Annotated in this window: 18 protein-coding genes; 13 read left to right on the top strand and 5 right to left on the bottom strand. The window is 47.7% G+C overall.

What is annotated here, in order from left to right; genetic code table 11:
- Nucleotides 1-6: 6 nt before the first annotated feature.
- Nucleotides 7-795, top strand: coding sequence for a DUF975 family protein (locus tag ACUN27_RS28980; RefSeq protein WP_315955137.1), 789 nt, complete (start codon nt 7-9; stop codon nt 793-795).
- 71 nt (nt 796-866) lie between these two features.
- Here the strand turns inward: ACUN27_RS28980 and ACUN27_RS28975 are convergent, their stop codons facing one another.
- Nucleotides 867-1658 carry an HAD family hydrolase gene (locus ACUN27_RS28975; RefSeq protein ID WP_445560018.1) on the bottom strand — a complete coding sequence of 264 codons (792 nt, stop codon included), beginning with the start codon at nt 1656-1658 and terminating at the stop codon, nt 867-869.
- A 255-nt stretch (nt 1659-1913) separates the two neighbouring features.
- Between ACUN27_RS28975 and phnX the strand changes: the two genes are divergently transcribed.
- The 8 genes from phnX (at nt 1914) to ACUN27_RS28935 (ending at nt 10680) form a co-directional block, all read left to right on the top strand.
- A complete protein-coding gene (gene phnX, locus ACUN27_RS28970; RefSeq protein ID WP_445560017.1) occupies nt 1914-2711 on the top strand; it encodes a phosphonoacetaldehyde hydrolase in 798 nt (265 codons plus the stop codon).
- Nucleotides 2708-3835 carry a 2-aminoethylphosphonate--pyruvate transaminase gene (phnW, locus tag ACUN27_RS28965; RefSeq protein WP_445560016.1) on the top strand — a complete coding sequence of 376 codons (1128 nt, stop codon included), beginning with the start codon at nt 2708-2710 and terminating at the stop codon, nt 3833-3835. Before phnX ends, phnW begins: the two co-directional genes overlap by 4 nt.
- 133 nt (nt 3836-3968) lie before the next feature.
- Nucleotides 3969-5069: a putative 2-aminoethylphosphonate ABC transporter substrate-binding protein gene (locus tag ACUN27_RS28960; RefSeq protein WP_445560015.1), complete on the top strand. Its 1101-nt coding sequence runs from the start codon at nt 3969-3971 to the stop codon at nt 5067-5069.
- Between the two features lie 131 nt (nt 5070-5200).
- Complete coding sequence (locus tag ACUN27_RS28955; protein ID WP_315955133.1) at nt 5201-6238, top strand: putative 2-aminoethylphosphonate ABC transporter ATP-binding protein; 1038 nt, start codon at nt 5201-5203, stop codon at nt 6236-6238.
- Nucleotides 6238-7959: a putative 2-aminoethylphosphonate ABC transporter permease subunit gene (locus ACUN27_RS28950; RefSeq protein ID WP_315955132.1), complete on the top strand. Its 1722-nt coding sequence runs from the start codon at nt 6238-6240 to the stop codon at nt 7957-7959. Before ACUN27_RS28955 ends, ACUN27_RS28950 begins: the two co-directional genes overlap by 1 nt.
- A 47-nt stretch (nt 7960-8006) precedes the next feature.
- Nucleotides 8007-8795, top strand: coding sequence for a DeoR/GlpR family DNA-binding transcription regulator (locus ACUN27_RS28945; RefSeq protein ID WP_315955131.1), 789 nt, complete (start codon nt 8007-8009; stop codon nt 8793-8795).
- 50 nt (nt 8796-8845) lie between these two features.
- Entirely contained in the window at nt 8846-9865 is a 1020-nt protein-coding gene (locus ACUN27_RS28940; RefSeq protein WP_315955130.1) for a hypothetical protein, read from the top strand.
- Nucleotides 9862-10680, top strand: a complete 819-nt coding sequence (locus ACUN27_RS28935) for a hypothetical protein (RefSeq protein WP_445560014.1) — start codon at nt 9862-9864, stop codon at nt 10678-10680. The genes ACUN27_RS28940 and ACUN27_RS28935 overlap by 4 nt, the downstream gene beginning before the upstream one ends.
- A gap of 534 nt (nt 10681-11214) precedes the next feature.
- On the opposite strand, the gene ACUN27_RS28930 is transcribed toward ACUN27_RS28935, so the two are convergent.
- On the bottom strand, nt 11215-11763 hold the full coding sequence (locus ACUN27_RS28930; RefSeq protein WP_315955128.1) for a hypothetical protein: 549 nt from the start codon (nt 11761-11763) through the stop codon (nt 11215-11217).
- A gap of 228 nt (nt 11764-11991) precedes the next feature.
- Nucleotides 11992-13671, bottom strand: a complete 1680-nt coding sequence (locus tag ACUN27_RS28925; RefSeq protein ID WP_326062264.1) for a DUF2339 domain-containing protein — start codon at nt 13669-13671, stop codon at nt 11992-11994.
- Between the two features lie 159 nt (nt 13672-13830).
- Here ACUN27_RS28925 and ACUN27_RS28920 point away from each other — a divergent pair, with 159 nt between their 5' ends.
- The 4 genes from ACUN27_RS28920 (at nt 13831) to ACUN27_RS28905 (ending at nt 17863) form a co-directional block, all read left to right on the top strand.
- Entirely contained in the window at nt 13831-14109 is a 279-nt protein-coding gene (locus ACUN27_RS28920) for a hypothetical protein (RefSeq protein WP_315955126.1), read from the top strand.
- Nucleotides 14110-14313: 204 nt separating this feature from the next.
- Nucleotides 14314-14610 (top strand): transposase, encoded by a 297-nt coding sequence (locus ACUN27_RS28915; RefSeq protein ID WP_326063633.1) that lies wholly within the window; start codon nt 14314-14316, stop codon nt 14608-14610.
- 11 nt (nt 14611-14621) lie between these two features.
- Complete coding sequence (locus ACUN27_RS28910; RefSeq protein WP_326063635.1) at nt 14622-15476, top strand: IS3 family transposase; 855 nt, start codon at nt 14622-14624, stop codon at nt 15474-15476.
- A gap of 629 nt (nt 15477-16105) precedes the next feature.
- Entirely contained in the window at nt 16106-17863 is a 1758-nt protein-coding gene (locus tag ACUN27_RS28905; RefSeq protein WP_445560013.1) for a glycoside hydrolase family 2 protein, read from the top strand.
- 34 nt (nt 17864-17897) lie between these two features.
- Here ACUN27_RS28905 and ACUN27_RS28900 read toward each other — a convergent pair whose 3' ends face one another.
- Nucleotides 17898-19580, bottom strand: a complete 1683-nt coding sequence (locus ACUN27_RS28900) for a DUF11 domain-containing protein (RefSeq protein WP_445560012.1) — start codon at nt 19578-19580, stop codon at nt 17898-17900.
- Complete coding sequence (locus ACUN27_RS28895) at nt 19577-26287, bottom strand: DUF7507 domain-containing protein (RefSeq protein ID WP_445560673.1); 6711 nt, start codon at nt 26285-26287, stop codon at nt 19577-19579. The genes ACUN27_RS28900 and ACUN27_RS28895 overlap by 4 nt, the downstream gene beginning before the upstream one ends.
- Between the last annotated feature and the right edge of the window lie 10 nt (nt 26288-26297).

The raw sequence follows: 26297 nt of genomic DNA, 5'->3' as shown, positions 1-26297 counted from the left end.
GTAAATATGTGGAAATTGGATGGTGGTTTCTTGGACTGGACGCGAAGTGAACTAAAGGGACGAGCCAAGCAAGTCTTGCGAACGTCCTACTGGAAGGCTTTTCTCGTAAGCTTGCTGCTAGCGGTGCTAAGCGGAGGGGTGTCGAGCTGTTCTTTCAATTCGAACGGTGGGACTTCGGTCAAATTCCCTTTAACCGGCAGTCACGACAGTTGGACCGATTTTTATAACAGCCCGGTATTTGTTGCCGTCGTTGTTGGAGCGATCTTGTTATTTATTTTCCTTATCCTTGTATCCATTGCATTTCATGTTTTTGTTACAGCACCTTTCGAAGTGAGCGTTATGCAATATTTTAAACAGGCTGCCTCTGAAGATGTGAATATGAATTACCTGGTCTACTCGTTTCAAAAAGGCAGATATCTAGCTATTGTGAAGGGGATGCTCTGGAAAAGCTTTCTCACTTTACTTTGGTTTTTGCTTCTCGTTATCCCGGGATTTGTCAAGGTTTATGCCTACAGCATGGTGCCCTTTCTTTTGGGAGACAATCCGGGGATTGGCACGAAGAGGGCGGTTGAGCTTAGCAAACAGATGACGAATGGGCATAAATGGAACATGTTCGTCCTGGACCTTTCTTTCCTTGGATGGTATATCCTAGGGTTCCTGGCACTTGGCATCGGCGTTTTATTCGTCATGCCATATGATCACTCGACCAAAGCTGAACTTTATAAGGTGCTCAGGCAGCAGGCGCTGTATGATGGACTCAGCAGCAGCAAGGAATTGAATCTGCCGGAGGTATGAATCGCCGACAGGCAATATAAGAAGGACTTTCCCAATAAGGTCACATTAGACCTTGTTGGGAAAGTCCTTTTTCATGGCTGCACGATATCTAGCAGTTCCACTAAAGCAGCGATTTCATGGCTCGGCAAGTTGTGCGGCGGCGCCGTCCGCTGATGATGATTGATCCAAACATTTCGCATGCCTGTCGCTAAAGCTCCTTTGATGTCGGTATCCAGATTATCACCGACCATGAGTGCTTCTTCCGCCGTGACACCAAGCAGCTCCATTGCGTGCTCAAAAATAGAAGGATCAGGTTTCCCGCGGCCAAAGGTACCGGAAATCAAGATATGATCAAAGTAATCCGCCAGACCCGGAATACTATCTACCTTCTCCTGCTGCAGGTCCGGCGCGCCATTCGTCAACAAAAGCAGCTGATACTTCGGTCGTAAAGCCTCTAACACTTCGAAAGTGGTTTCATACACTAACGGACGCTCCCGACGTTCCTTAGCAAACCTCAGCGCTAGCGTTGCACCTAACTCCGGATCGTTAACGCCCAGTTTGAGCAGTCCCTGCGTCCACGCGCTTTTTTGAAACATTGGTGCTAACTGGCTGAGCTCTAGAAAGGTTGGATGCTCTTTCGCATCAAATCGTCCCCACAAAGCTTCCAAATGTGTGACTTCAATCATTTTAGCATAGTCATAACAGGCCAATTCCTCAAATAAACGTTCGGATAACGCGCGCACCTCGTGCTCTAATTCGGACGGGTTTACGTTCACTGAAGCTGCCGCTGCCTCGCAAGTCGCCTCAAATGCTTCCTGGATACTTCTTTCATCCCACAATAACGTATTATCCAAATCGAAAATAATCGCTTTTATCGGCTTCATTTCTATAATCCCTCCCAGTGTCCTACCCTTAATTTCCAACATAATAACAAGGAAGTCAACAGAAAACTGAAGAGCGAATATCGAGTAGGATCATACCGAAACAACGAAATCAAATTAAATCAAATTAAAAACACAAATTTTACACGCGTTTAACGCTGCGATTACAAATACGGGTTATTATATACCTATAGACGCAACCAAAACCAACAAAAGGTGCTCAAATAACAAGTAAAACAGTCAAACAGGAGGGTTTCAATGATACAAGCAGTTGTTTTTGATTGGGCGGGGACGATGGTGGACTATGGATGTTTTGCTCCCCTTAACGTATTTATGGAGGTCTTCCGAAAAAGAGAGATTGCTATCACCTTGTCAGAAGCGAGAGCGCCGATGGGACTTCTCAAACGCGATCATATCAGCGAAATTTTAAAAATGCAACGTGTCGCCGGCTTATGGCTGGAGCGCTATGGTCAATTGCCGCAGGAAACGGACGTTGACGCACTATATGCAGATTTTGAACCGATGATGCTGGCTGTTGTTCATGAATATGCTGAACCTGTCCCTGGTGCGCTTGCACTCGTAGATCGTTTACGTCAAAACGACATTCGAATCGGTTCCACAACGGGTTACACCGCTGAGATGATGGCGATCGTCACGGTCGAAGCGAAGAAGCGCGGGTATGCTCCGGACCACTTGGTTACCCCAAATGATGTGCCCGCAGGACGTCCATATCCTTGGATGATCTACGAGAACGCAGCAGCTCTGAACGTGTATCCCATGTACAACGTAATGAAGGTAGGAGATACGGTCAGCGATATAAGGGAAGGTGTCAACGCCGGCACTTGGACAATTGGTGTGGTACTAGGAAGCAGTGAACTGGGTATGAGTGAAGCGGAAGTGGAAGCTTGTGAGCCTGAAGTTCTAAAGGCGCGAGTAGAAGCAGTTACGGCTAAGTTTCAAGAAGAAGGCGCTCATTATGTCATCCAAACGATTGGTGAACTTGATCAGCTTATTCCGGTCATTAATCAAAAACTTCAAAGAGGTGAACGTCCATGACAACAACGATGAATCAATTCCCGGATAATCCTTATTTATTGCTTACACCAGGCCCTCTATCGACGAGTAAAAAAGTAAAAGCAGCGATGCTGCGCGATTGGTGCACATGGGACCAAGATTATAATCAACTCGTTCAGTCGATTCGCAGCCGTTTAGTGACTATGGCTTCGAGCAAACCGGATGATTACACAACTGTACTGATGCAAGGAAGCGGAACGTTCAGTGTTGAATCGGTCATTGGATCTGTGATTCCCAAAGAGGGTAAGCTGCTTGTTTTGGCTAACGGAGCTTATGGCAAACGAATTGCCCAAATCGCGGAAGTCCTCGGTATCTACTCGATCGTTCTGGATGCGGGTGAAACGAAGCCGGTTAATGTTAAGCAGCTAGAGGAAGTGCTGAAGGTGGATTCGTCGATCACGCACGTGGCGGTTGTTCATGTTGAAACAACGACGGGCATGATGAATCCGATCGCTGATGTTGCTCGCGTTTCCAAGCAATACGGCAAAACACTGATTCTCGATGCGATGAGCTCTTTCGGCGGGATCCCGATTGATATAGCGGAACTGGACATCGATTATTTAATCAGCAGTGCCAACAAGTGCATTCAAGGCGTGCCTGGTTTTGGTTTTATCATTGCGCGTAAAGAGTCACTGCTGAAATGCAAAGGACTAGCACGTTCCTTATCATTAGATCTTTACGATCAGTGGGAGACTATGGAGCAAGGTAAAGGCAAATGGCGTTATACCTCGCCAACGCATACCGTTCGGGCATTTGATCAAGCGCTTCAAGAGTTAGAGGAAGAAGGTGGCGTTACGTGCAGATTCGAAAGGTTCACCCGTAATCAACAAACGTTGGTTGCCGGCATGCAGCGGATGGGTCTGCAACCTTTGCTTCCAACTGACCTGCAGTCGCCGATCATTACTTCCTTCTTGTATCCAGATTCGCCTGTGTTTTCCTTTGATGAGTTCTATGCACGCATTAAACAAGAGGGCTTTGTTATCTACCCAGGTAAAATAACAGCCGCGGCTACGTTCCGAATCGGTAACATCGGTGATATTCATGGGCCCGACATTGAACGTCTGCTGCAAGGTATCGAAAGACAGTTATTTTGGAAAACAACTTAAAAACAACAAATAAAATTTAAATACAAATATTTTACGTGCATTTAATGCTGATTTTACAATTCTAAATTATACTAATATTTATCAGGTGATAGATAGTCAAACCGATAATTCGAATGAAGGTGGGAGTAAGAAGATGAAGAAATCATTGGGAAGTGCAGTAGCGTTGTTGACAGTTGCTTTAATGTTAGGGGCTTGCGGGAAAGCGGTTGGTACAGACGGAGCGAAGACAAGTGCTGCTCCAGCAGCAAGCGCAAGCGCAGATGTAACAGTGGATACAAAAAGCAAGGATCTAACGGTTTACACGGCTTTGGAAGATGATCAAATCAAAACTTATCTCACGACTTTCAAAGCGAAATATCCGGATGTAAAAGTAAACATTGTCCGTGACTCCACGGGAATCGTGACAGCTAAATTACTTGCTGAAAAAGACAATACACAAGCAGACGTTGTGTGGGGTTTAGCGGCAACAAGCCTGCTCGTTCTTGACCAGAACAGCATGTTGGAGCCTTACGCGCCAAAAGGCGTAGAGCGAATTCTTCCTGATTTTAAAGACAAAAATGCCGTGACGCACTGGGTTGGTATCGATGCTTGGGAAACAGCGTTCATCGTGAACAAAGTTGAGATGGAGAAGCGCAAGCTGGCAATTCCTCAATCTTATGAGGATCTGGTGAAACCGGAATATAAAGGGCTGATCACCATGCCGAACCCTTCGTCTTCAGGGACAGGTTTCCTGACGGTTTCCGGATTGGTTCAATTGAAAGGCAATGACGCTGCATGGGATTATATGAATAAATTGCATAACAACATTGCGATGTATGTTCACTCCGGTTCCAAACCTGCTAAATTAGCCGGTACTGGCGAATATCCAATTGGTATTTCCTTTGGTTACCGTGGCATTCAAGAGAAAAAAGCCGGTTCTCCGGTTGAAGTTGTATTCCCGAAAGAAGGCTCAGGTTGGGACGTTGAAGCTAATGCTTTGATGAAGAAGAAAGTCGTGAAACAAGTAGCTAAAGACTTCTTGGATTGGGCGATCACGGATGATGTGATGAAAGAATACAACAAAAACTACGCCATCCTTGCGGTCAAAACAGATTCTGCCAAAATCCCTGATGGTTACAGCGTAGATCCGGTCAAACAGCTTATCAAAAATGATCTGAATGATGCTGCGAAAAAACGTGACAGTGTTCTTGCTGAGTGGGACAAGCGCTTCAACGCGAAAAGCGAACCAAAATAATAAACGGCAAACCTAGAAAAAGGCTGACTGCGAACCATGCTTGCAGCAGCCTTTTTTCTATCACCTTTTTACAAAGCGATAACATATCACACTTATACTAGAGCTAATAAGACTAAGGAGGCTGCTTGATCATGACACAAGCTTACTTGTCCATTCAAGGGGTAAATAAAACATTTGGATCTTTCAGCGCTTTGAATAATATTCATATTGATATTCAGAAAAATGAGTTCATTTGTTTATTAGGCCCAAGCGGTTGCGGTAAAACAACATTGCTTCGCATTATTGCAGGATTAGAAAAACCGACACAGGGACAGATTACGGTTGACGGAAAGGACATTACCCAACTGCCGCCAGCGAAAAGAAATTTTGGAATGGTGTTTCAATCGTATGCGCTTTTTCCAAATCTCACTGCTTATCAGAATGTCGCTTATGGCTTGCAGGGTAAGAAATTGAAGAAGAAAGAAATTGACGAGAAGGTAAAGGAAGTCTTGAACTTAGTGGATCTGCTGCACCTCCACGATCGCTACCCGGCGCAAATGTCCGGCGGACAGCAGCAGCGTGTGGCATTGGCTCGCGCAATTGTACTGTCTCCAGATTTCTTGCTGCTGGATGAACCGCTTTCCGCGTTGGATGCCAAAGTTCGGGTGAAGCTCCGCGAGCAAATTTGCGAGTTGCAGGACAAGCTCGGCATTACTACTGTGATGGTCACGCACGATCAAGAGGAAGCGCTCACGATGGCAGATCGCATTGTGGTGATGAAAAACTCTGAAGTTGTGCAAATGGGAACGCCGGAACAAGTCTATGAAGCACCGAATTCGGCATTTGTCGCTGATTTTATCGGATCGATTAATTTCCTGGAAAACGGGGAGCAAGGAAGTCTTGCGCAACGTACAAGTCTTGCCATTCGTCCTGAACATATTCGCCTGTCAGCCTCTGGGGCAAGCAAAGGAGTGAAGGCGGTTGTCAAGCATGTCGAGTTCCGAGGAGCTTTCTACCGAGTGACGCTTCAGTTAGCAGCAGGCAGCAGCTACCAGAATGTACTGCTTGCCGTAGATGTGTCTTCGCAAGCAGCGCATCAACTGAGGCTTGCCAAACATTCCGAGGTATTCGTTGAATTCCCGCAGGAAAAGATGATCACATTCCCAGCTGATTCTATGGTAGGTGCCTAATGAACAAGGGAATCATCAGCATGAATCCGCCGATCCGCCGTCACCTTGGAGCTTTTTTTACATTACAAAATGTGTTGATTGTCGTGCTCGTGCTCACTTTAACAACTAGCACTTTAATTCCGTTAATCCTCTTATTTAGCAAATCTTTGCTAAATAAGAATGAGGAGTTTATTGGATTGGCTAACTTTGTCCAATATTTCTCTACGCCTTCCTTACTTCAATCGTTAACAAACACGATATGGATTTCAGTTCTATCTACCGTACTTGCCGTTGTTATCGCATTCGTTTATGCCTATGGCATTAGCCGTACGGGTATTCGGGGCAAAAGTTATTTCCGCTACGTTGCGTTATTGCCGCTTTTTCAACCGACGATGATGCATGGGATTGCACTTACTTATTTGTTTGGGAATCAAGGCATGGTTACACACGGTTTTTTCGGACTTTTGCCTGGTCTAAGGGTACCGATTTATGGTCCCGTTGGGATCGTCATCTCGGAAGTGATTTACTTATTTCCTCAAGCTTTTCTGATTTTTATCACAGCTTTGTCAATGACCGATCAGCGACTGTATGAGGCCGCGGAATCGCTGGGCGCGAATAAATGGAAGACCTTTTTTACGGTGACTTTGCCCTCCGTTAAGTACGGCCTCATCAGCGCCATTTTCGTCTGTTTCACAGCCAGCTTTACGGATTTCGGAGCTCCGCAGGCAATCGGCGGAAAGTTTAACGTGCTTGCCACGGATATTTACAAACAGGTTATCGGGCAGCAAAATTTATCCATGGGTGCGACAGTGGGGATTCTGCTCACGATTCCGGCCATCATTGCTTTTGCTGTGGACCGATTCGTAGAACGCAAACAACGTTCGCTGCTCTCTTCCAAGTCCACGCCATATCGGGTAACGGTAGGACAAGCTCGGGACAGATTTTATCGCACATTTTGTATCATCGTCTCGATTGCTATTTTGGTGCCGTTATTCACGATCTTTTTTGCTTCCTTAGTGAAGGTGTGGCCGTACAATATCAGCTTAAGCTTCAAACATTATGATTTTTCCAGTGTTGCCGGGTCAGGTCTGGAGCCGTTTTGGAATTCACTTCAAGTTTCACTCATCACAGCGGTGGTGGGGATGATTATGACCTTTGTTTTTGCTTATTTGATTGAAAAGACCAGATCGATGAAAGGATTGCGGCAGGTCGGTTACTTCTTGTCAATTTTACCCCTTGCGCTTCCGGGGATGGTTATCGGCCTTGCCTATATTTTCTTCTTTAATGATTCGAGCAATCCGCTGAATTGGATTTATGGCACCATGGCGATTATCGTGCTTGCGAACATCACGCATTTCTACGCAGTTCCCTTCATTACGGCTACAACTGCGCTGAAAAAGCTGGACAAGGAATTCGAACTCGTTTCGGAGTCTATGCGTGTCCCTTTCTACCGAACATTTATGCGGGTAACAGTGCCAATGTCTCTTCCGGCCATTATTGAAATTGCGATGTACTTTTTCGTTAATTCCATGGTTACGGTATCCGCGGTTGTGTTCCTCCGGGCTGCTGATATGAATCTTGCGGCTGTCGCTTTAGTGAATATGGAAGATGCAGGCGACGTAGCTGCCGCTGCGGCGATGTCTACTCTGATCGTTGGAACGAATATTATCGTTCGTTTGTCTTATGAGTTTATTTTAAAAAAGGTAAAAAAGCGCACGGCTGCTTGGCAAATGTCGAAGTAAAGCCCTATCATGCAAAGCGTGATGCATAAATTGGAGGGTCTAACCTTATGTCTTTGATTGGTGAAGAGCGAAAGAATTATATTCTCAATCAGTTGAATTTGGATGGCAAAGTAAAGACGAATGAGCTGGTCGAGGCACTGGATGTCTCTTCTGAGACGATACGTCGTTATTTGGAAGAGTTGGAGGATGAAAATAAGCTCAAACGGGTATATGGCGGCGCGGTCAAAATTAATTTGTCCCGAGATGAGCCGTCACACTTGAAAAGGGAGGTGCTGTACGCGGATGAGAAACGGAAAATCGGCCGTGCAGCAGCCACCCTCGTGGAGGATAATGACGTCATTTTCATCGATGACGGCACTACGACCTTGCATATCATCGATTATTTACTAAACAAGAAAAACCTGACGGTTCTAACAATTTCCATACCTGCCCTGTACCTGTTAATTGACTACAAAAACAAAGGATTGTTCACCGGGGACATCTTTTTAATTGGCGGTAAGGTGAATGCCCTGCACTCCAGAGTCACAGGTCTACTGGCTGAGAAGATGGTGGAAAATTTCAATGCGGATAAAGCGTTTTTATCTGTGGACGGCATGATGCTGGACAAAGGGATTACAGGCTTCGAAGAAAGTAAAGGCCAGCTGACACAGAAAATGATGAAATATGCCAAGCAAAATATCGTGCTCTGCGATCACTCCAAGTTCGGGCTCGTGCAATTCTACAAAATTGCAGATTTAAGAGAGATCGATATCATTGTCAGCGATGTGCCAGCTCCAAAGGAATGGTTATACGAATTGCAGAAAAAAGGAGTTGTATGGGTCTCATCGGGCGATTAACTGTGTTATGATTGAACGGAAATCATGACAAATGTTGGGAGCTGATTCGTTTGTCGGTACAACTGAAAGTGGCGCAATCCGCGGGTACTGTTGGTATTTTCAAACATGCCGTCACAATGGTGATGGGGATGTGGCTGATTGTCGGCTTGTTTATCGATGGCTTTGCCCATAATCATGGGGCGGTTGAGACCTTTTTTACGCCATGGCATGCTATTCTGTACTCCGGCTATTTGGCCTGTGCGATTTGGATTCTTATCCTTACTTATCAGAACAAAATGAAATCCCGTCACGGCACTTGGGTAGCGTCCATTCCTACGGGATATAAGCTTGGGGTCGCCGGTGTATTGATCTTTTTCATCGGCGGTATCGGCGATATGCTATGGCATACGATATTTGGCATTGAGAAAAATATTGAGGCTCTCTTAAGTCCGACCCATCTGATTCTATTGACCGGAGCGCTGATGATTCTGACCAGCCCGTACCGCGCGTTGAGCGATGCGGAGAAGGACGTTTCTCCGAGCTTTCGCCGGCTGCTGCCAGCCTTGACTTCCATAGCGCTGACCTTTGCCGTGATGGCTTTTTTTCTTATGTATGCATGGTCGTTTCGTCAGAATTTGTGGATGGCCAGGGAAGAAGACGCAGTGGCTAAAGCGGTTGTGGATTTCCTGGTGACAACGATGCTGCTCGTTATGCCGATCATGCTCGTACGGAGAAGGTGGAAGCTGCCTTTCGGAACGGTGACCTATTTCTTTGTGTTTGAAGCGGTATTGATGGCTGTGTTGGATGGCTTCTCACACTATGGTTCTATCGTGATTCTGCTCATAAGCGGTATAATCGGTGACTTGCTTTTGAAGTCGATCAAAGAAAAAGAAGCTGGAGCGTGGCAGTATCGCGGTGTTTTCTTCCTGCTGCCCGTTCTTATCTGGGGCCTGTATTTTGCGGATTTGCGCTTGTTCCACACGTTAGATTGGTCTCCTGAGCTGTGGGGTGGCACAATCTTTATTTGCGGCCTCTGTTCGATGGGATTAAGCATGCTGACAACCCCGCTCACGACTGGAAGAAATCAATGAAGCAGCTTGTCATCCTTCTCTTGGGTGTTCTCTTAACCGCCTGCGGGAATCAAAACACGACCATGGATATGTCAGGGATGCAGATGTCTGGGAATATGGAGGCCATGCCGACACATGCCCACAGCGATGATGCCATTGCGCATTTCTCGGTTGCCATGGATCGTTACATGCCGGGTGAAGAGGCGACGATTACGATTCTAATTCAAGATAAATGGAATAAACCGATTGATCGTTTTGACGTCATGCATGAGAAGCTGATGCATTTGATCGTGGTGAGCAAAGATCTGTCTTATTTTGATCATCTTCATCCGGAGCATGTCGGTCAAGGCCAATTCACCGTCAAGACAAAGTTCCCTGCCAGCGGCTATTATCAGCTGATTGCTGATTTTACTCCGCAGGGAAGTGGAGAGACGGTGCAAACGCACTGGGTCACAATAAAGGGGAAAGAGCCGAAGCAGGCGGCACTTCAACCAGATGCCTCGCTGACGAAAGAGGTGGGCGGCAAGGAAGTAACGCTTGCTTTCGACCACCTCATGGCGGGGATGGGACTGGATATGATCTTCACGATCAAGGATGCCCGGACGAAACAGGCGATCACTGATTTACAGCCCTATCTGGGCAGCTTGGGGCATGTGGTTGCCATCAGCACCGATGCGAAGGAGTATGTCCATGTCCACCCGAATGAGCAGCAGGGTTCAGGGCCTACAGCACCTTTCACGATTATTTTCCCGAAAAGCGGAGTTTATAAAATCTGGGGACAATTTCAGCGTCAGAATGAAGTGTTTATTGTACCTTTTACCATAAAAGTGCCATAAGGACGTTACCTTTACAATTTAAACTTCATTTTGTAATCAAAAAGAAATATGTTATTCATCTGGCTTTAATGAAACGGGCTTATAATAAAACTCGACCCCCTTTAAAATATATATATCTTAAGACCCGCGGCCCGTTGCTGTGGGTCTCTTTTTTTATAGATTTGGGGTAAGGGGTAAGTGGAGCTTACCCCTAATTATTGCTACGCGCTAAGTAATTCCATTTACTCAGCATGACCGCCTCTCGCTATGGGCCCTCGCTTCCATGTCTATGTATGTAGTAATTTGTACAACATAAAACAGCTTTAAACCCCACTAACCGGATCTTCATTGCACAAAGTACAATGAATTCAATCAAAATAGCGTGAAAACCACTCTATTCTGCCTTCTACGTTGCACTTTGTACAACGTAGAAGGCGGCATCGGCCGTCATGATGCCGCTAGGTTGCAAAAAGTGCAACTTAGGAGAAGGTATCGGCCATTATTGAAGAAAAAGACAGGTCGAATCTCAGATTCGCCTGTCTTAAGTCGATATGCTTATTTTTTCGCTACGTCGGTCATAACGAATTTGTCGTTTACTTTTTTCGTTGTATAAGTGGCGCCGTCTTTCGTCGTGAATTTGACTTGATCCGCCGTATTTGCTGTGTCAAATGTGACGTCTGCTTTGGTTGTATCTAGCAGGTTTGTCGGGAAAAAGGAAGTCGGGTTTGTTACAATCGCTCCGTCCGCTTGCTGTTCCGTCAAATAGTGGGCTGCCAATTTATCAGCCATTGCGGCATCGAAGTAGCTGGAAAGGAACTTCACGGCTTTTTCTTTGCTATCAGCGGCGATAGGGTTAAGGATTAGCTTGCCATCTTTGGATTTGGCTTCTCCGAAGAGGAAGCCGACTTTCTCTTGAGCAATTCTAGCGCCGATATAGCCTTTCATGTTGATCGTATCCTGCGTTTCAGCTGTTGCTTGCGGGGAAGCTGCTGCACTTGCGCTTGGAGACGGGCTAGTTGCTGTATTTTTTGGTGAGGAGCATGCTGCTCCTGTCACCATCATTGTAAGCAGGATCACGCCTGCGGCTGTTTGTTTCAAAGTCATAATGTGATACACCTCTTCATCTGTATGAATGTATTTATTTGTAAACAAATACATATTATATTCAATTTAAATAACCACGAGTGTAAAATATACGCTATTTTTAGACGTAATGCAATGAATTCAAGGAAAGTTCACATTCTATTTTGTCCCTGAAAAAGCGAAAAAAACCCTCATATCCACAAGATAAGTGGCGATGAAGGCCCTTCGATTGAGTCAATGTTTGCTTGTTTATTTACGCTTATAAAACAACCTGGAAATCCCAACTCCAATGGCCCCAAGTCCGATAAACAGGATCGCACGAATGGCGGTAGACACATCAGGAAGATCAATGAAAATAATTTTGAGCAGGGTTACAAACAAGAACAGGATGCCGATTAGATTTGCCTTTGCTCTTCGAACAAACAGTCCCGCGACAATAAGGAGCACCGCATAAATCGCCCAAACGCCGGAGAGAACGAGATGTTGGTAATCACTATTGAGAGCTTTCGTTAAGGCGTTCGTTACTTGTGAGACGAAGATGAGGAACAGTATGAATGCCATCCACAGCAAAAGCATAGAGATGCGCGACGGCGCAAGGCCTTTTTGAGCAGAAGAGCGATAGAACGCATAAAGGCCGCCGATGGTAGCCACGAGCACAAACCAAGCAAAAGTTTCATGTGATCCTATATCATGGATCGGATGGGTGAGAACGAACAGCATACCGATGAAATAGGTAAGAGCTCCGCTGATTTGCTGCAGCCTGCTTTGGAAGCGTACACCCAGGCAAAGAGCGATGCCGCCTTCGACTAAAAGCGCTGATCCGGCTTGATCGGCATGCAGGACGAAAATCAGCCATAAGAAGATGCTGAACGTTGCGATGGATACATGGACGGAGAAGGCGCGCTTTTGCAAGTAAAGCCAAGAGGATGTACCGATGTACAAAAGCGACCACAGAGCCAGCATCCATTCATAGACGTGCCTATCGCTGTGAGCAGTGCCGTAGAAACCGTATGTCCAGGCCGCAACGAGGCCAAAGCTTAAGAACAACGTGATGCGCTGTCCAATTCGGCTATCTTGAGAGCGCAGAAGTGTAATGCTGAAAAGGAGCAGGTGCTGCAAGATGATAACGGTTAGCACAGCAGGTTTGTCACTCGCCGCATGGCTGAGCAAGGTCGATATGAGCAAAGGCAGATGAAGTACGCCAAATGCGGTGAAATAAGCGCCTCGGAAGGCGTAGCGCAGCGATAACAACATCATAGCCATGGAAAAGAGACCTTCGTAGCCAGCGAAAACCCACATATTCGGGTGCGCAGAATCGACCATGAACGGAACAAGATAACCCGCAAGCAAAGTAATAATCATGAGAGCTTGTGAACGATGGCGAATCGCTATGAACACACTAGCTGCAATAGAAACAATGTAAAGAACAAAAGCAAGCCAGGACTGGATCAGCTCGAACAGCATGTGGGCAGCGAACAGGGACAAGATCAGAACCCCGCTCGCTCCGCCTATCAGCACTTGCCCCAGTGCTGTGCGTTTGCGGCGTATTTGCGCTTCCCCTTGCCAAAACATGAGACCTGCTGCGACAACTCCGAGTATGCAGCGGACAGGTTCTGTAATGAAGCCGGCACTTACGGCTGCTGTAAATCCCCAGAGCACGCCAAGCAGGAAGACGATGATAAAAATGCGCGGCAACCAGACGCGGGCGATCAAGTGCTCCCAATCTGTTGGGGGAGCGGGCTCTTTGGCGGGAACGGTTTGCTGCTGGAGGGGCGGGCGCGGAGCTGGCTGGGAATGCTCGCTTGCCGGAGCTGATACCTCTGTGCGTTCAGATCCTGATGCATTTGGTCGGTGAAGTGCATGGTCCAGCAGCAGCTCAAGGTCTTTTACTCTTTTTTCCAATGCGGCTACTCGTAATTCTAAATCCATAATAGCCCCCTTTGTTGTGCGTATTTTAGGTATGTTTTTCCATCTCATTCTATGTTAACATGGGCCTGGCAAGACGTGTAGGCTGACAGAAAAAATAAAAGCTGACAATTATGCTACAATAGTCATAAACACGAATAGGACATTAGGAGATGAACCGTCATGAGTAAGGAAATAAATGAACAAGAGCTTATTCAATTTATCGTAGAAAAATCAAAAGCAGATGCCAAACAAATCCAGCTCGTACTGAAATATGAGAAAGCGTATATTCTGAAGGCTGAACAAGGTGCCAAAGGGGAAGTGGACATCGACAGCGACGATTTGATCGATCATATTCTAAGCAGGCCGGACGTGAAATTGACGGAGCTCGCGGTGGATACCATTTTGGAAGCGGAAATGGCGTATTTAATGAAACATGGATTAGCCGGTTACATGGATTAAGGTTAGAGGACGATGCAGGGGGGATTTCTCCGGTGTCGTCCTTTTTTTATGCGCTAGGATGGCGTGTTAGAGGAACTACAGGGCGCTATTTCTCTGAAAGGGGGCATTTTCCAGGTGTCAGGGGATACTGGGGCTAGAATTAGAAGTGGACACATCGTTAAGTGACCCCAATAATAGACTTAACGAATAGGAGGGTGTCCGCCCATGGGAGAGCAACGCCAACGATATAATGAAGATTTTAAGAAACAAGCAGTAAAATACGTTCAAGAACAAACAAAGACATTACCGGAAATCGCAGAGGAAATGAACATCCCCGCTGGAACATTAAAGAATTGGATGACAAAATATCGTTCCTTTGAAAACGAGCCTGTAGGTAACCCAGAGAAACTTCGGGACATTGAGAAACGCCTGCAGGCCTCTGAGCGGGAGAAGCAGGATCTGCAGGAAGAACTAGCGATCCTAAAAAAGGCGCTGCACATCTTCAGCAAAGAAAGGAACTAAGGTTCCAGTTCATCGAAGATCATCGCTCTGAGTTTCAGGTGGCGAAGATGTGCAGGGTCATGCAGGTATCGAGGAGCGGTTTCTACAAGTGGCAACAGGCGCTACCAAGCGAGCAGGAATTGCATAAAACAGCGCTACTGAAGCGAATTGTTTATCACTTTCATGATTCCGGGGAACGCTATGGCAGCCCCAAAATTACTCGTATGCTGTGGAAAGAGGGCTTAACCATCTCAGAGCGTACCGTCAGTGTTTACATGAAAGAGCTAGGATTACGTTCCTGCGTATCTCGTAAATTTAGAGTGCAAACGACAGATTCTAATCACAGCCTCCCGATTGCCCCAAATGTACTTAATCAAAAGTTTGCAACCGATAAGCCTGAGAAGGTCTGGGTGGCAGACATTACGTATATCCCGTGTCGAGAAGGCCGGCTGTATCTAGCAAGTGTTTTGGACTTGTGCACCAAAGAAATTGTAGGCTGGCGACTTCATGATCGAATGACAACAGAGCTCACTCTGAGCGCTCTAGAAGCCGCTCATCAAGCTAAAAAGCCAGCTAAGGGACTTATTCATCATACCGATCGTGGATCACAGTATGCCTCTAAAGAATACAGAGAAAAGCTAGCTTCATACTCTATGCAAGCCAGCATGAGCCGCAAAGGGAACTGCTACGACAATGCCTGCATAGAGTCGTTCCACAGCATTTTAAAGAAAGAACTTATTTATTGCACGAAATTCAAAACCAAGCACCAGGCATACGAAGCCATTTTTCGGTATATTGAATTCTTCTATAACCGCAAACGAGTTCATAGCTCCCTCGGCTATGTTTCGCCTGTTCAGTTTGCGGCGACCTTTTCAGAAACTGCGTGATCGTCACTTAATGATGTGTTTACTTTCTTGACAGAGGTCCACTATTTCGCCAATTTCACGCAAAAAACATGACATGACGGCTGAATAAGGGCCCGTAGTTCCCACTCAGAAAGGAAACAGGAGTTTCTCTTCAAATAGAGGCCTCCAGTTCCCTAAAGATTCCCCTTATCCGAATCCCCATGGAAATGCTAAGCTTGCCCACGGTAATCTCGCTCGCCACACCCGCCGCAAAACCTGCACTCCAGCAGTTCCCGTCATCCCGCCGCCCTCGCCGCACACCTTACACGCCAGTCGCCCTCACCGTACACCCCGCAAACCCCGCAAACCCCGCAAACCCCGCAAACCCCGCAAACCCCGCAAACCCCGCAAACCCCGCAAATCCCGCAAACCCCGCCACCCGCCGAACACAAACCACATACCCACAGTACTCATTTAAAATTGGCGAAGAATCATGTATCACGCGTATGACAGAGAAGGCCGTGGGCACGGCACGCATGCATTTATAATAACTTAAAAGTTAATTGAATAACACGTATTGACAGAAAATGAGCTTGGGATGATAATAGTCTTAGTTGTGTTGGACTTATTTAATTAACTTATTAATTAACTTTATGGAGGTAGCGTTACCCATGACGAATCAACCCCGAGCAGATTACCCAAGGCCACAATTTGTACGAGACAACTGGATGAACCTGAATGGCGAGTGGGAATTTGAATTTGATGATGACCGCGTAGGCAGCAAAGAGAAGTGGCATTTAGGGAACAAAGCGTTATCCAAAAGGATCCAGGTGCCTTTCGCTTTTCAAAGCAAATTAAGCGGTATTGGCAGCAATGAATTTCATGATGTTGTCTGGTATCGCAGAGATTTGGTGATTCCGGATTCCTTTGCAAATAAGCGGATTTTGCTCCACTTTGGAGCTGTTGATTATGAGGCGTCCGTTTGGGTGAACGGCACTTTGGTTGCTACGCATGAAGGCGGGCATACGCCGTTTCACGCGGACATTACCGATGCTCTACAGTCAGGTACGAATAAGTTAGTTGTTAAGGCCGTTGATTACAGCAAAGACGTGACGCTGCCTAGAGGGAAGCAGTACTGGCTCTCGGATTCAGCGAGCATTTTCTATACGAGAACGACTGGCATTTGGCAAACTGTATGGATGGAAGCGGTAAGCGCCGATGCATATTTAGATAAAGTGAGAATTACGCCGGACATTGATAATAAACAGGTGGAATTGCAATTTTTCATCGAAGCCGCCAAAGCGCATGAGAAGCAGCAGGTGAAGGTTGAAATTTCTTTTAAAGGCAAACTTGTTTCTGAGGACACGTATTTGTTGAAAGACAGCGTTGGGACAAGAGCGGTTCGTCTGAATGATTTTAATGATCATGGACTTGGCGGTTGGTGGACGCCGGAGCGTCCGAATTTGTACGACGTGACTTTTACACTGCTGGTCGATGAACAACCTGTTGATCAGGTGACGAGTTATTTTGGGATGCGTAAAGTGTCAATCGAGAATGGCAAGCTTTGTCTCAACAACCGTCCTTATTTCCTGAAAATGGTGCTGGACCAAGGTTATTTCCCAGATGGAAACTTGACGCCGCCGAGTGATGAAGCGATCAAACAGGATGTGGAACTGACGAAAGCGATGGGCTTTAACGGAGCACGTAAGCATCAGAAGCTGGAAGATCCTAGATATCTGTACTGGTGCGATCAGCTCGGACTTGTTGTCTGGAGCGAAGCGGCTAACGCTTACGAGTACACGGAAAAGTATGTAGAACGGTTTACGAAAGAGTGGCAAGCCTCTGTCGATCGCGATTACAACCATCCATCCATCATTGCATGGGTTCCTTTGAATGAAAGCTGGGGAGTTCCTAATATCCAGATCGATAAAAGGCAGCAGCACCACGCGCTGACGATGTATCATTTGACCAAATCGATTGATTCGATGCGTCCTGTTATCTCGAATGACGGTTGGGAATTGGTGAAAACGGATTTATTCGCGATTCACGATTATGAATGGCGGGAAGAGGTCCTGACAGAGCGCTACAGCACCAAAGAGAAGGCTGTTCATGCAATGCCGGCTAATCGCCGCCTGTTTGTCGAAGGTTTCCCTTATGAGAATCAGCCGATTCTAGTTACAGAGTTTGGCGGGATAGCGTATAAGAAAAGCGAATGGGAGGGCTGGGGATACTCAGGCGCAGAAAACGATGAAGATTACGAGCAAAAGCTGCGCGCCGTCATTCGTCCACTTCTGAACTCCGGCGTTGTTCAAGGCTATTGCTATACGCAATTAACGGATGTGGAACAAGAGATTAACGGTTTGCTCACATATGATCGGAAACCGAAAATTCCGGTTGAACTGATTAAAGCAATCAATGACCTTAAATAAAAAAAGTCGGGGCGATGAGATGCCCCGGCTTTTTTTATTCTTCCGCCTCCTCAATTCGAATAACTACTTCATTGGACAACGCCGTTCCCGTATGAACAGGTTCATTTACCTGATACACATATTTGGCGGATGCTCTTAGCGGAATGCGTTTGGCATTCGGTCTAAGAACAATTGTCGCTGAATATGTGATTTCGGTTGTGGCTTGTGGCTGGAGGACTCCAAGCGATAAAGGTTGAGATGAACTCAAGATTTGGTTCATCGGATTGCCGTTGATTCGCAGGGTACCGGCGTTCAACGTAGTCAAGGGAGAAATCCAATCGTGAAGAAACACGCTGCCTGCAGCAAGATTGCCTGAATTGGATACTTGAATCCTGTAATGGACAGTGGATTCAGGTTCCGCAATTAAAGGATTTGCAAAAATTACGATGGTTACAATCGGTCGCAGCAATTCGACGCTTACCGTATTGGACAGCACATGATCAGAGACAACACGATCATCCGGCAGACGGAAATTAAATAATACGTCGGTATGGCTGGTTAGCTCGGTCTGTTCGGCGGAAATGGCAACGGCGTTGACCGTAACTTGGAACGTGACCGCCATTTGGTTTTTTGCCGGCAATTGCCCGACATACACAGAGCTGGGTAACAGCGAATTGCCATATGGAGATCCATTCACCATCAAGCTTCCCAGCACGTAGGAGCTGCCTTCAGGGATGAAATCGGACAGCCAAATTTCAGCCGCAATATTGCCTTTATTTGCAACGATTAAGGAATAGGTCAAGGTATCGCCCAGAGTAGCCTTTGGCTGCAGGACGGACTCGACAACCGAAATCGCAGGATCGTAAACCTCCAATGAAATTGAGTTGGATGTCATTTTTTGCTTGTAGTCTCTGAGGTGTAAGACAAGTTCCGCGTCATTCACGATGCATCCGGATGAGGGGGCATGGGTAATGGTGACTTGGAACTGTAGAGATAGAGTCGCATACGCGGGCAGTTCGCTAAGTGAAATGCCTTCCGCAGGATTTGCTGACGGGTAGGAAGTATGCCCGATTTTTACGCTGCCCATAACGAAACGAACGCCGGCTGGCAGCCGATCTATAAAAAGCATTTTGTTAATGGATAAGCTTCCTTCATTTTTGATGGTGAATAGAAACGTGACGGTATCGCCGACAAAAGTATAGCGTTTATCCGCGTGTTTCTTAAAGCTGACTTTCGTTTCTTCAAAAGGAATGATGACGGTATTCGACTTTGAACTCCCTGTTGCAGATCTACCTCCCGCTGTATGGAAGGTATAGGTTGCCGTTGCTTGATTTTTGAGTTGTGAAGAGGGATGAAGCACGACGACCTGGAAGTTTACTTCGATGTGCTGGCCGATATGAATCGTCCCCACATAGATGCCCTTATCGGGTTCGGCCATAGGCATGGGGACGCCATCCACAATGACGCTGTTAGGAACTAACGAAGTCCCGTCCGGCATGGTGTCAAAAAGGGTAACTTGTGCATCCAAGTTACCCTTATTGGCTATTGTCAAGGAGTATGTTACGACTTGACCGAGCACGGCTTCAGAAGTATTCGCCTTTTTTCGAATTGTAATGACGGGACCAACCACTGGGGTATCTACGGTGTTGGAATAAGCGTGGCTGGTCAAATTACCTGAACTGAAACGGACGACAGATTGATTAATTAAATGTTTGGGAGGTTGGGATTCGGCCGTCATACGACCGTCACCTCGAAAGTAACGGTAACAGATGCACCTGCAGCAATGGTGTTGAGCGGAACGCCTGTACTTGGATTCTGGCCTGGTCTAGCGCTGCCATTAACCGTTACACTGTCTGTGACGAATACAGTTCCAGTTGGGATTGGATCTGTTAGAACAACATTGTTAACTGCTTCTATGCCACTATTGGTGACAATTACTGTGTACGTAATTGTATCGCCAACAATCGCGTCAATTACATCGGAGCTTTTTACTACTCTAACGTCTGGCGAGGATACTGGAACCACGAGTGTGTTGGATGCAACGGAACCTGACAGTACCCGGCCATCTGGTGGCGAGTAGGTGTAGTTGGCGGTTGCCGTGTTCACTAATTGCTGCGGTGACGGTAAGGACTCAACGGTGACGGCGAGCGAAATTTTCACAGTAATCGTATCGCCAGGAGGGATTGTTCCGGCATTGATACCGGTAGCTGGATTAGCGCCAGGTTGAAGTTGACCGTCGACAATTACGCTATTAGGGACAAATTCGGCTCCTGCCGGAATGGTGTCGAAGACAGTTGCAACGGCAGGCAGATTTCCGGAATTGTGAAGCGTAAGCGTGTAAACGACCGTATCGCCGACGGTGGCATTGGTTGTATTTGCGCTTTTGATGAGAGCGATAATCGGTTGATAAACCGGTATGATGACTGTGTTGGAGAAGGCGGATGCGGCAAAAGCTCCGCTCGTAAAGCTGATGGACGATTGATTCGTAAGCAGCCCGGATAACGGCAAGGTGTTAACGGTGACTTTGAAAGAAACTGCAACGGACGCGCCCGGCTGAATGGTGCCAAGCGATATTCCTTTGGTTGGATCAGCGGTGGATACCGGAGTGCCATCGATGGTAACGCTGCCTGGAACGAAGCTTGTGGAACCAGGAAGCTGATCAAAGAATTGAACATTATTGATGGCCGCTATGCCATTATTGGACACATTAGCTAAATAAGTGATCGTATCGCCGACTACGGCATCGGTAGCAGTTGACAATTTCCCGACCGTGACATTCGGAGCGGATACCGGAATGGTTACGGTATTGGAAACAGCTGAACCTGTAATAACCCGACCATCAGGCGGACTAAAGCTGAAGTTTGCCGTTGCCGTATTTGTTAATACCTGCGGATTCGGCTGCGAGGTAATAACAACAGCAAATGTTACTGTGTTAGTAACACCGGGTTGTGCAGTGAATGGAATGCCTGTAGTAGGATCTGCGCCTGGTTGGGTGATTCCGTTTAGTACAACAGAGTTCTGCTGGAAAGTGGCTCCGTTAGGAATGGGATCAACTAACGTGACACTGGCTGCGTAGTTTCCGGAATTACTGACTTTTACCGTGTAGATAATGAGATCGCCAATTGTGGCATTGGTGGAACTTGCCGATTTGGCTGCAGCAAGAATAGGTTGATAAACCGGCGTTGTAATCGTGTTGGAGAAGGCAACCGCCGAGAAGGCGCCGGAGGTAAAGCTGACAATACCTTGGTTGCTTAACTGTGCTGGATCAGGTAGGGCAACCACTCTGACATTGAACGTGATGGTAACCGTTCCTCCAGCTGCGATAGTACCAAGCGCAATCCCGGATATTGGATTTGGCGGCACAGGTGGTGTTGGCGCTCCGACAATGACGACGCTGCCTGGAATAAACGCTAAGCCGGATGGGATCGGATCCGAGAAAACAACATTGCTAACAGGTTCAATCCCATTATTCGTAATGACAATCGTATAAGGGAGAATATCATTGACTACGGCATCCGTCACGGTTGTGCTCTTCACAACGCTGACGTTAGGCGAAGACACGGAAATCGTTACGGTATTCGACGTGGCAGAACGGTTGAATGGTCGGCCGTCCGGTAGTGTGAAGGAGTACGCAGCCGTTCCCGTGTTGGATAGCACCTGCGGATTCGGCAAGGTGTTGATCACGACAGAGAAAGAGACAGGAATCGTGGCACCCGGCTGAACGGAACCGATATCAATCCCCGTTGAAGGGTCAGCACCAGGAGCGGGCGTCGTTCCAACGAATACGCTGTTTGGCTGAAAGGAGGTGCCGGCTGGAATGGTATCCGTTAGGATGGCAGAAGCCGCATAGTTACCTGTGTTAGAAACATTCAGCGTGTATACGATGGTGTCCCCGACGGTTGCATTCGAAGTGCTTCCGGCTTTTAGAACACCAATGACAGGTTGGTAAACGGGTGTTGTTATGGGATTTGAGAAGGTTGTGCTTGAGAGTGCGCCTGATGTGAACGTTACCGCAGATTGGTTCGTTAATTGTTCTGGAGTCGGCACAGAGGTAACGAGTACATTGAAAAGCACGGTGACCGTTGCTCCAACTGCGATCGTTCCTAACTGAACGCCTGTGGCCGGGTTTGGAGGAACAACCGGCGGTGGAGCGCCGATAATGACGACACTGCCAGGAACAAACGTGCCGCCCGCAGGAATTTGATCCGTGAATATGACATTGTTGACGGGGGCAATCCCGCTATTCATGATGGACGTGCTGTACGTAATGGTATCGCCTACGGTTAAAGCGGTAGAAGTCGTACTTTTCGATACGGTTACGTTTGGCGAAGAGACCGGGAACGTAACGGTATTCGATGTAACCGAACGAGTGATGATACGACCATCCGGCGGGGTGAACGTGTATGTAGCCGTAGCGATGTTGCTGATCGTTTGCGGGCTGGGCAAAGTTTCAATCAACACGGAGAAGGTTACTGTCTTAAAGGTGCCGGGCGCGATGGAACCGGCATTAATTCCTGTTACGGGATCTGATCCAGGCTGAGGCATCCCGTCGACTTGCGCACTATTCGCTACATAAGAGGTTCCTGCAGGAATCGTATCTGTGACAACGACATTCCCTGCAAGGTTGCCTGTGTTCGACACAACGATGCTGTATAGAACAGTATCGCCGACAGTTGCGCTGGTGGTGTTGGCTGTCTTAACAGCCGTGATATTCGGTTGGGTAACGGGCGTTATGACATCATTGGAGGATGATGACCCTGAGAAGGATCCCGATGTGAAGCTGACCGAAGATTGGTTAATGATTTGTGGCGTTGGCATTGTGATTTTCACCTCAAAAGTCACGGTAGCCGGGTGGTTAGGCGCCAGGGTACCGATTGGAATACCGGTCGACGGATTGGTATTCGGCAATGAAATGCCGTTTACAATGACGCTTCCGGGAATAAATGAAGTGCTCGGATCGGCAATGCTCGTAAGTATTACATTATTGACGTTCTCGACGCCTTGGTTGGTAATGACGCTGGTATAGGTGACGGTATCTCCTTGAACGGCAGAGCTGACGTTGCTGGTGGTCATCACTTTCACGTTAGGAGCTGAAACAGGAATGGTTACCGTGTTTGAAATGCCGGACCCAGAGAGCGTTCGGCCATCCGAGAGCGTAAAGGTGTAGGCTGCGCTAGCCTGATCGACCAATTGCTGCGGAGTTGGCAGGGAAGTTACCGTCGCTTCAAAGGTAACGATTTTCTTTGCACCCACATCAAGCGTACCGAGCGGAATACCGCTCACAGGGTCAACGCCTGGCAGAGGAGCGTCATTGATGATAACGCTGTTCACGAGAAACGTCGTGCCTGCGGGTATATTATCCGTTAACGTTACGTTGGCAGGAGAACTGCCGGTATTGCCCACCTCCAATTTGTAAACAACGATATCGCCGAGAACTGCAAGCGTCAGGTTGGAGCTTTTGACAATGGATAAGATGGGCTGCTGAATTTGCGTGATAACGCTGTTCGAGAAAGCCGCTCCAGAGAAAACTCCGGAGTTAAAGCTTATGCTGGCGTGATTCTCAGCTTGCACTGGCGTGGGAACCGAAGTGACGGTTGCCCGGAAAATGACCTGTGTTGTGGCGCCGGCCGCAATGTTTCCAATTGAGAAGCCGGTATTCGGGTCCGCCGCAGATCTTGGCGCACCGTCTACCGTCACGCTTCCAGCTTGGAACGTAACTCCGGCTGGCAGAGAATCCTGCAAGGTGACGCTGCTGACTTGAACAACGCTGCTGTTCGTGATGTTGAGCGTGTAAATCAGTGTTTCACCGAGAGCCGCATACGATAGATTAACTGCTTTATTTACGACGACATTGGGGGCGGATACGGGAATATCCGTCGTATTTGACACGGTACTCCCATTTAGCGTGCGTCCGTCAGGTGGTTGGTACGTGTAATTTGCCGTTGCTTGATTCTGGAGTCTTGGAGGTGACGGCAAGTTCTGTACGACGACTTGAAACTTAATTTCACTCGTGCCGGAAGGCGGAACAGCCCCTGTTGGAATACCAACAGCAGGATTCGCGCTCGGACTGGAAACGCCATTTATTGTAACACTGCCTATCACAAACGTGGTGGATGGTGAGATGGTATCCACGACCGTTGGTTGAACAGCGATATTACCTTGATTGCGAACCAGAAGTGTATAGGTCAGCGTCGCCCCAACGGTGACGTTCGTACTATTCACACTTTTGGTCACAGAGACAACAGCTTGAAACACGGGTGTCGTAATCGTATTGGTTAGGGTAGTTCCCGTAAAAGTACCGGAACTATAAGAAATAGATGCCTGGTTGCTTAATTGATTGGAAGTGGGCAAGGAAACGACATTGACCTGGAAGGTGACAGTGACCGAGCTGCCAGCCGTTATGGTACCTACAGCAATGCCGCCGCCAGGGACTGAACTTGGCCTCGAACTCCCTCCAACGACGACGGTGCCGGGCACAAAAGTTGCGCCTTGCGGTATGACGTCCGTGAGGATGACATTCGTCACACTTTCTACACCTGAATTCGTGATCACCGTACTGTATGTAAAAGTATCTCCGACAACCGCGTCGACAACATTAGCGCTTTTGACAGCACCAACACTTGGCAAACGGACGGGGATAGTCACGGTATTGGAGCCGGCGGTTCCCGAGATCGTACGACCATCAGGCGGTTGAAACGTGTATGTACTATTCGCTGTATTCACGAGCTGCGGCGGAGACGGAAGGGAATTGATCAGTACATCAAAGGTGACCGTGGATGTTCCGCTGGCTGCTACAGTGCCAATGTTTACACCCGTGACCGGATTGGCGCCAGGAACAGTGACACCGTTCACTTTGAAGCTGTTCGCAACGAAAGATGTTCCAGCTGGTATGTTATCGGTAACGGTCATGACGGCACTTCTATTCCCGGTATTCGCAATTTGCAGGGTATAGGTGACCGTGCTACCGACAGAACCGTTCGCCGTGCTTGCGGATTTCACAATCGCAATCTTTGGCGAATAAACCGTCGTCGACACCGTATTCGATGGAATGACGCCTGAAATAATGGAACCGCCTGCGACGCTTTGAAATGTGAAGGCGGCATTTGCCGTATTCGCAATCGTTTGCGGATCCGGAAGACTCGTGACCGTAGCTTTATAAGAAACAGTGATAGATGAGCCAAAGGCAAGGGAGCCAAGAGGCGCGCCTGTTGTAATATCGTAGGTCGGCCGTGATACGCCTGCTACGATGACACTGCCAGCTACGAAGGTTGAACCGGTAGGCAAGGCATCGGACAACACGATACTGGCGGCGCTGGCCGTCCCTGAGTTGGTGGTCGTTACCGTGTAAGTGATGGTATCGCCCACGACCGCTCCGGTTACATTGGCACTTTTGGTCACACTAATTTTGGGTGCGTTAATATCAACTTGAATGGCATTGGCATTGACAACATATGCGTCCCCAGAAGTTGTCAATTGCAGGATGGCGGAGGATTGATTGTTCGTTAACCGTGCGGAGACATCTACGTTCGTAATATCCCAGCCTTGACGGCCTCCGCTAATGTTCGATCCGGGAGCTCCGTTGATTTGGTTGAGTGAGCCGAACGTCCCAGTGGTGTTAAGCTGCCCTGCATCGTTATTGATCTGGGAAGCAAAAAAGTTAGCGGCAAAGTTATTCGGTCCGGATAACGCGACGAGTGAGGCCGTTGTAGGCCCGAACAACGCCTGATCGCCCGTACGGTTAGCATCACCTTCCTGGGCGCTGAAAAGCGCTCTACCGCCTAGTGTGCCTGTTACCGGTGTAGCGAATCCAGTAATGGTCGTGTTCACAGGAGGAGAGGTAGACTGTACGAGTACGGCACCGACTCGCAATGACATGTTCCGGAAAGGCAGGCTCGTGTTCTGGTAAATAACGGCCAGCGTCCAACCGCAATGGTTGGCTGTCGGATCACCGGCAACGACAATCGTACCAGGCACGCTTCCTATGGTGTAAGTACCGCCTATCCCTTGCTGCACCTGAGTCGTGACATTAGCTGTGCGCACATAGCCGAATGCACCGCTGCCTAAGTTAAACTCGTTCTTCGTTGCATCATCAGGCGTGATGTTAAACGTTGCTGCTGGTGTCGTAAACGAAACCGGATTGTTAATCACAGCGCTCAGGTCAACATTGCCGTTGATATAAGATCCGCCCCAGATCAGTTCTGCATAAAGTACGGTGCTTCCTGCAGGAATGGTGAGAATGGCAGATGAATTATTCGAGGTGTAGAGATTGGTCGTGCCTGCGGGATATGTTCCGAATTTCAGCGCGGTATTCACCGTCGTGAAAGCACCGATGCTGTCTTGTGTTCCCGGTTGGCCTACCGTATCGGAGCGACTTAAGCCAAGTGTATTTCCGGTGAACGTGATCGCGCCAGTCGCGTTGAGTGTGGACCTGACGACGAGAGCTATGATCGTCACC

It is taken from the genome of Paenibacillus sp. WC2504, from assembly GCF_052682475.1.
This window is presented reverse-complemented; position numbering and strand designations above follow the sequence as displayed.

Coding starts and splice junctions, on each gene's coding strand:
- ACUN27_RS28955 (WP_315955133.1), top strand. CDS start 5,201: ATGACACAAGCTTACTTGTCCATTCAAGGGGTAAATAAAACATTTGGA.
- ACUN27_RS28960 (WP_445560015.1), top strand. CDS start 3,969: ATGAAGAAATCATTGGGAAGTGCAGTAGCGTTGTTGACAGTTGCTTTA.
- ACUN27_RS28920 (WP_315955126.1), top strand. CDS start 13,831: ATGAGTAAGGAAATAAATGAACAAGAGCTTATTCAATTTATCGTAGAA.
- ACUN27_RS28975 (WP_445560018.1), bottom strand. CDS start 1,658: ATGAAGCCGATAAAAGCGATTATTTTCGATTTGGATAATACGTTATTG.
- ACUN27_RS28930 (WP_315955128.1), bottom strand. CDS start 11,763: ATGACTTTGAAACAAACAGCCGCAGGCGTGATCCTGCTTACAATGATG.
- ACUN27_RS28980 (WP_315955137.1), top strand. CDS start 7: ATGTGGAAATTGGATGGTGGTTTCTTGGACTGGACGCGAAGTGAACTA.
- ACUN27_RS28935 (WP_445560014.1), top strand. CDS start 9,862: ATGAAGCAGCTTGTCATCCTTCTCTTGGGTGTTCTCTTAACCGCCTGC.
- ACUN27_RS28905 (WP_445560013.1), top strand. CDS start 16,106: ATGACGAATCAACCCCGAGCAGATTACCCAAGGCCACAATTTGTACGA.
- ACUN27_RS28915 (WP_326063633.1), top strand. CDS start 14,314: ATGGGAGAGCAACGCCAACGATATAATGAAGATTTTAAGAAACAAGCA.
- ACUN27_RS28925 (WP_326062264.1), bottom strand. CDS start 13,671: ATGGATTTAGAATTACGAGTAGCCGCATTGGAAAAAAGAGTAAAAGAC.
- phnW (WP_445560016.1), top strand. CDS start 2,708: ATGACAACAACGATGAATCAATTCCCGGATAATCCTTATTTATTGCTT.
- phnX (WP_445560017.1), top strand. CDS start 1,914: ATGATACAAGCAGTTGTTTTTGATTGGGCGGGGACGATGGTGGACTAT.
- ACUN27_RS28900 (WP_445560012.1), bottom strand. CDS start 19,580: ATGACGGCCGAATCCCAACCTCCCAAACATTTAATTAATCAATCTGTC.
- ACUN27_RS28945 (WP_315955131.1), top strand. CDS start 8,007: ATGTCTTTGATTGGTGAAGAGCGAAAGAATTATATTCTCAATCAGTTG.
- ACUN27_RS28950 (WP_315955132.1), top strand. CDS start 6,238: ATGAACAAGGGAATCATCAGCATGAATCCGCCGATCCGCCGTCACCTT.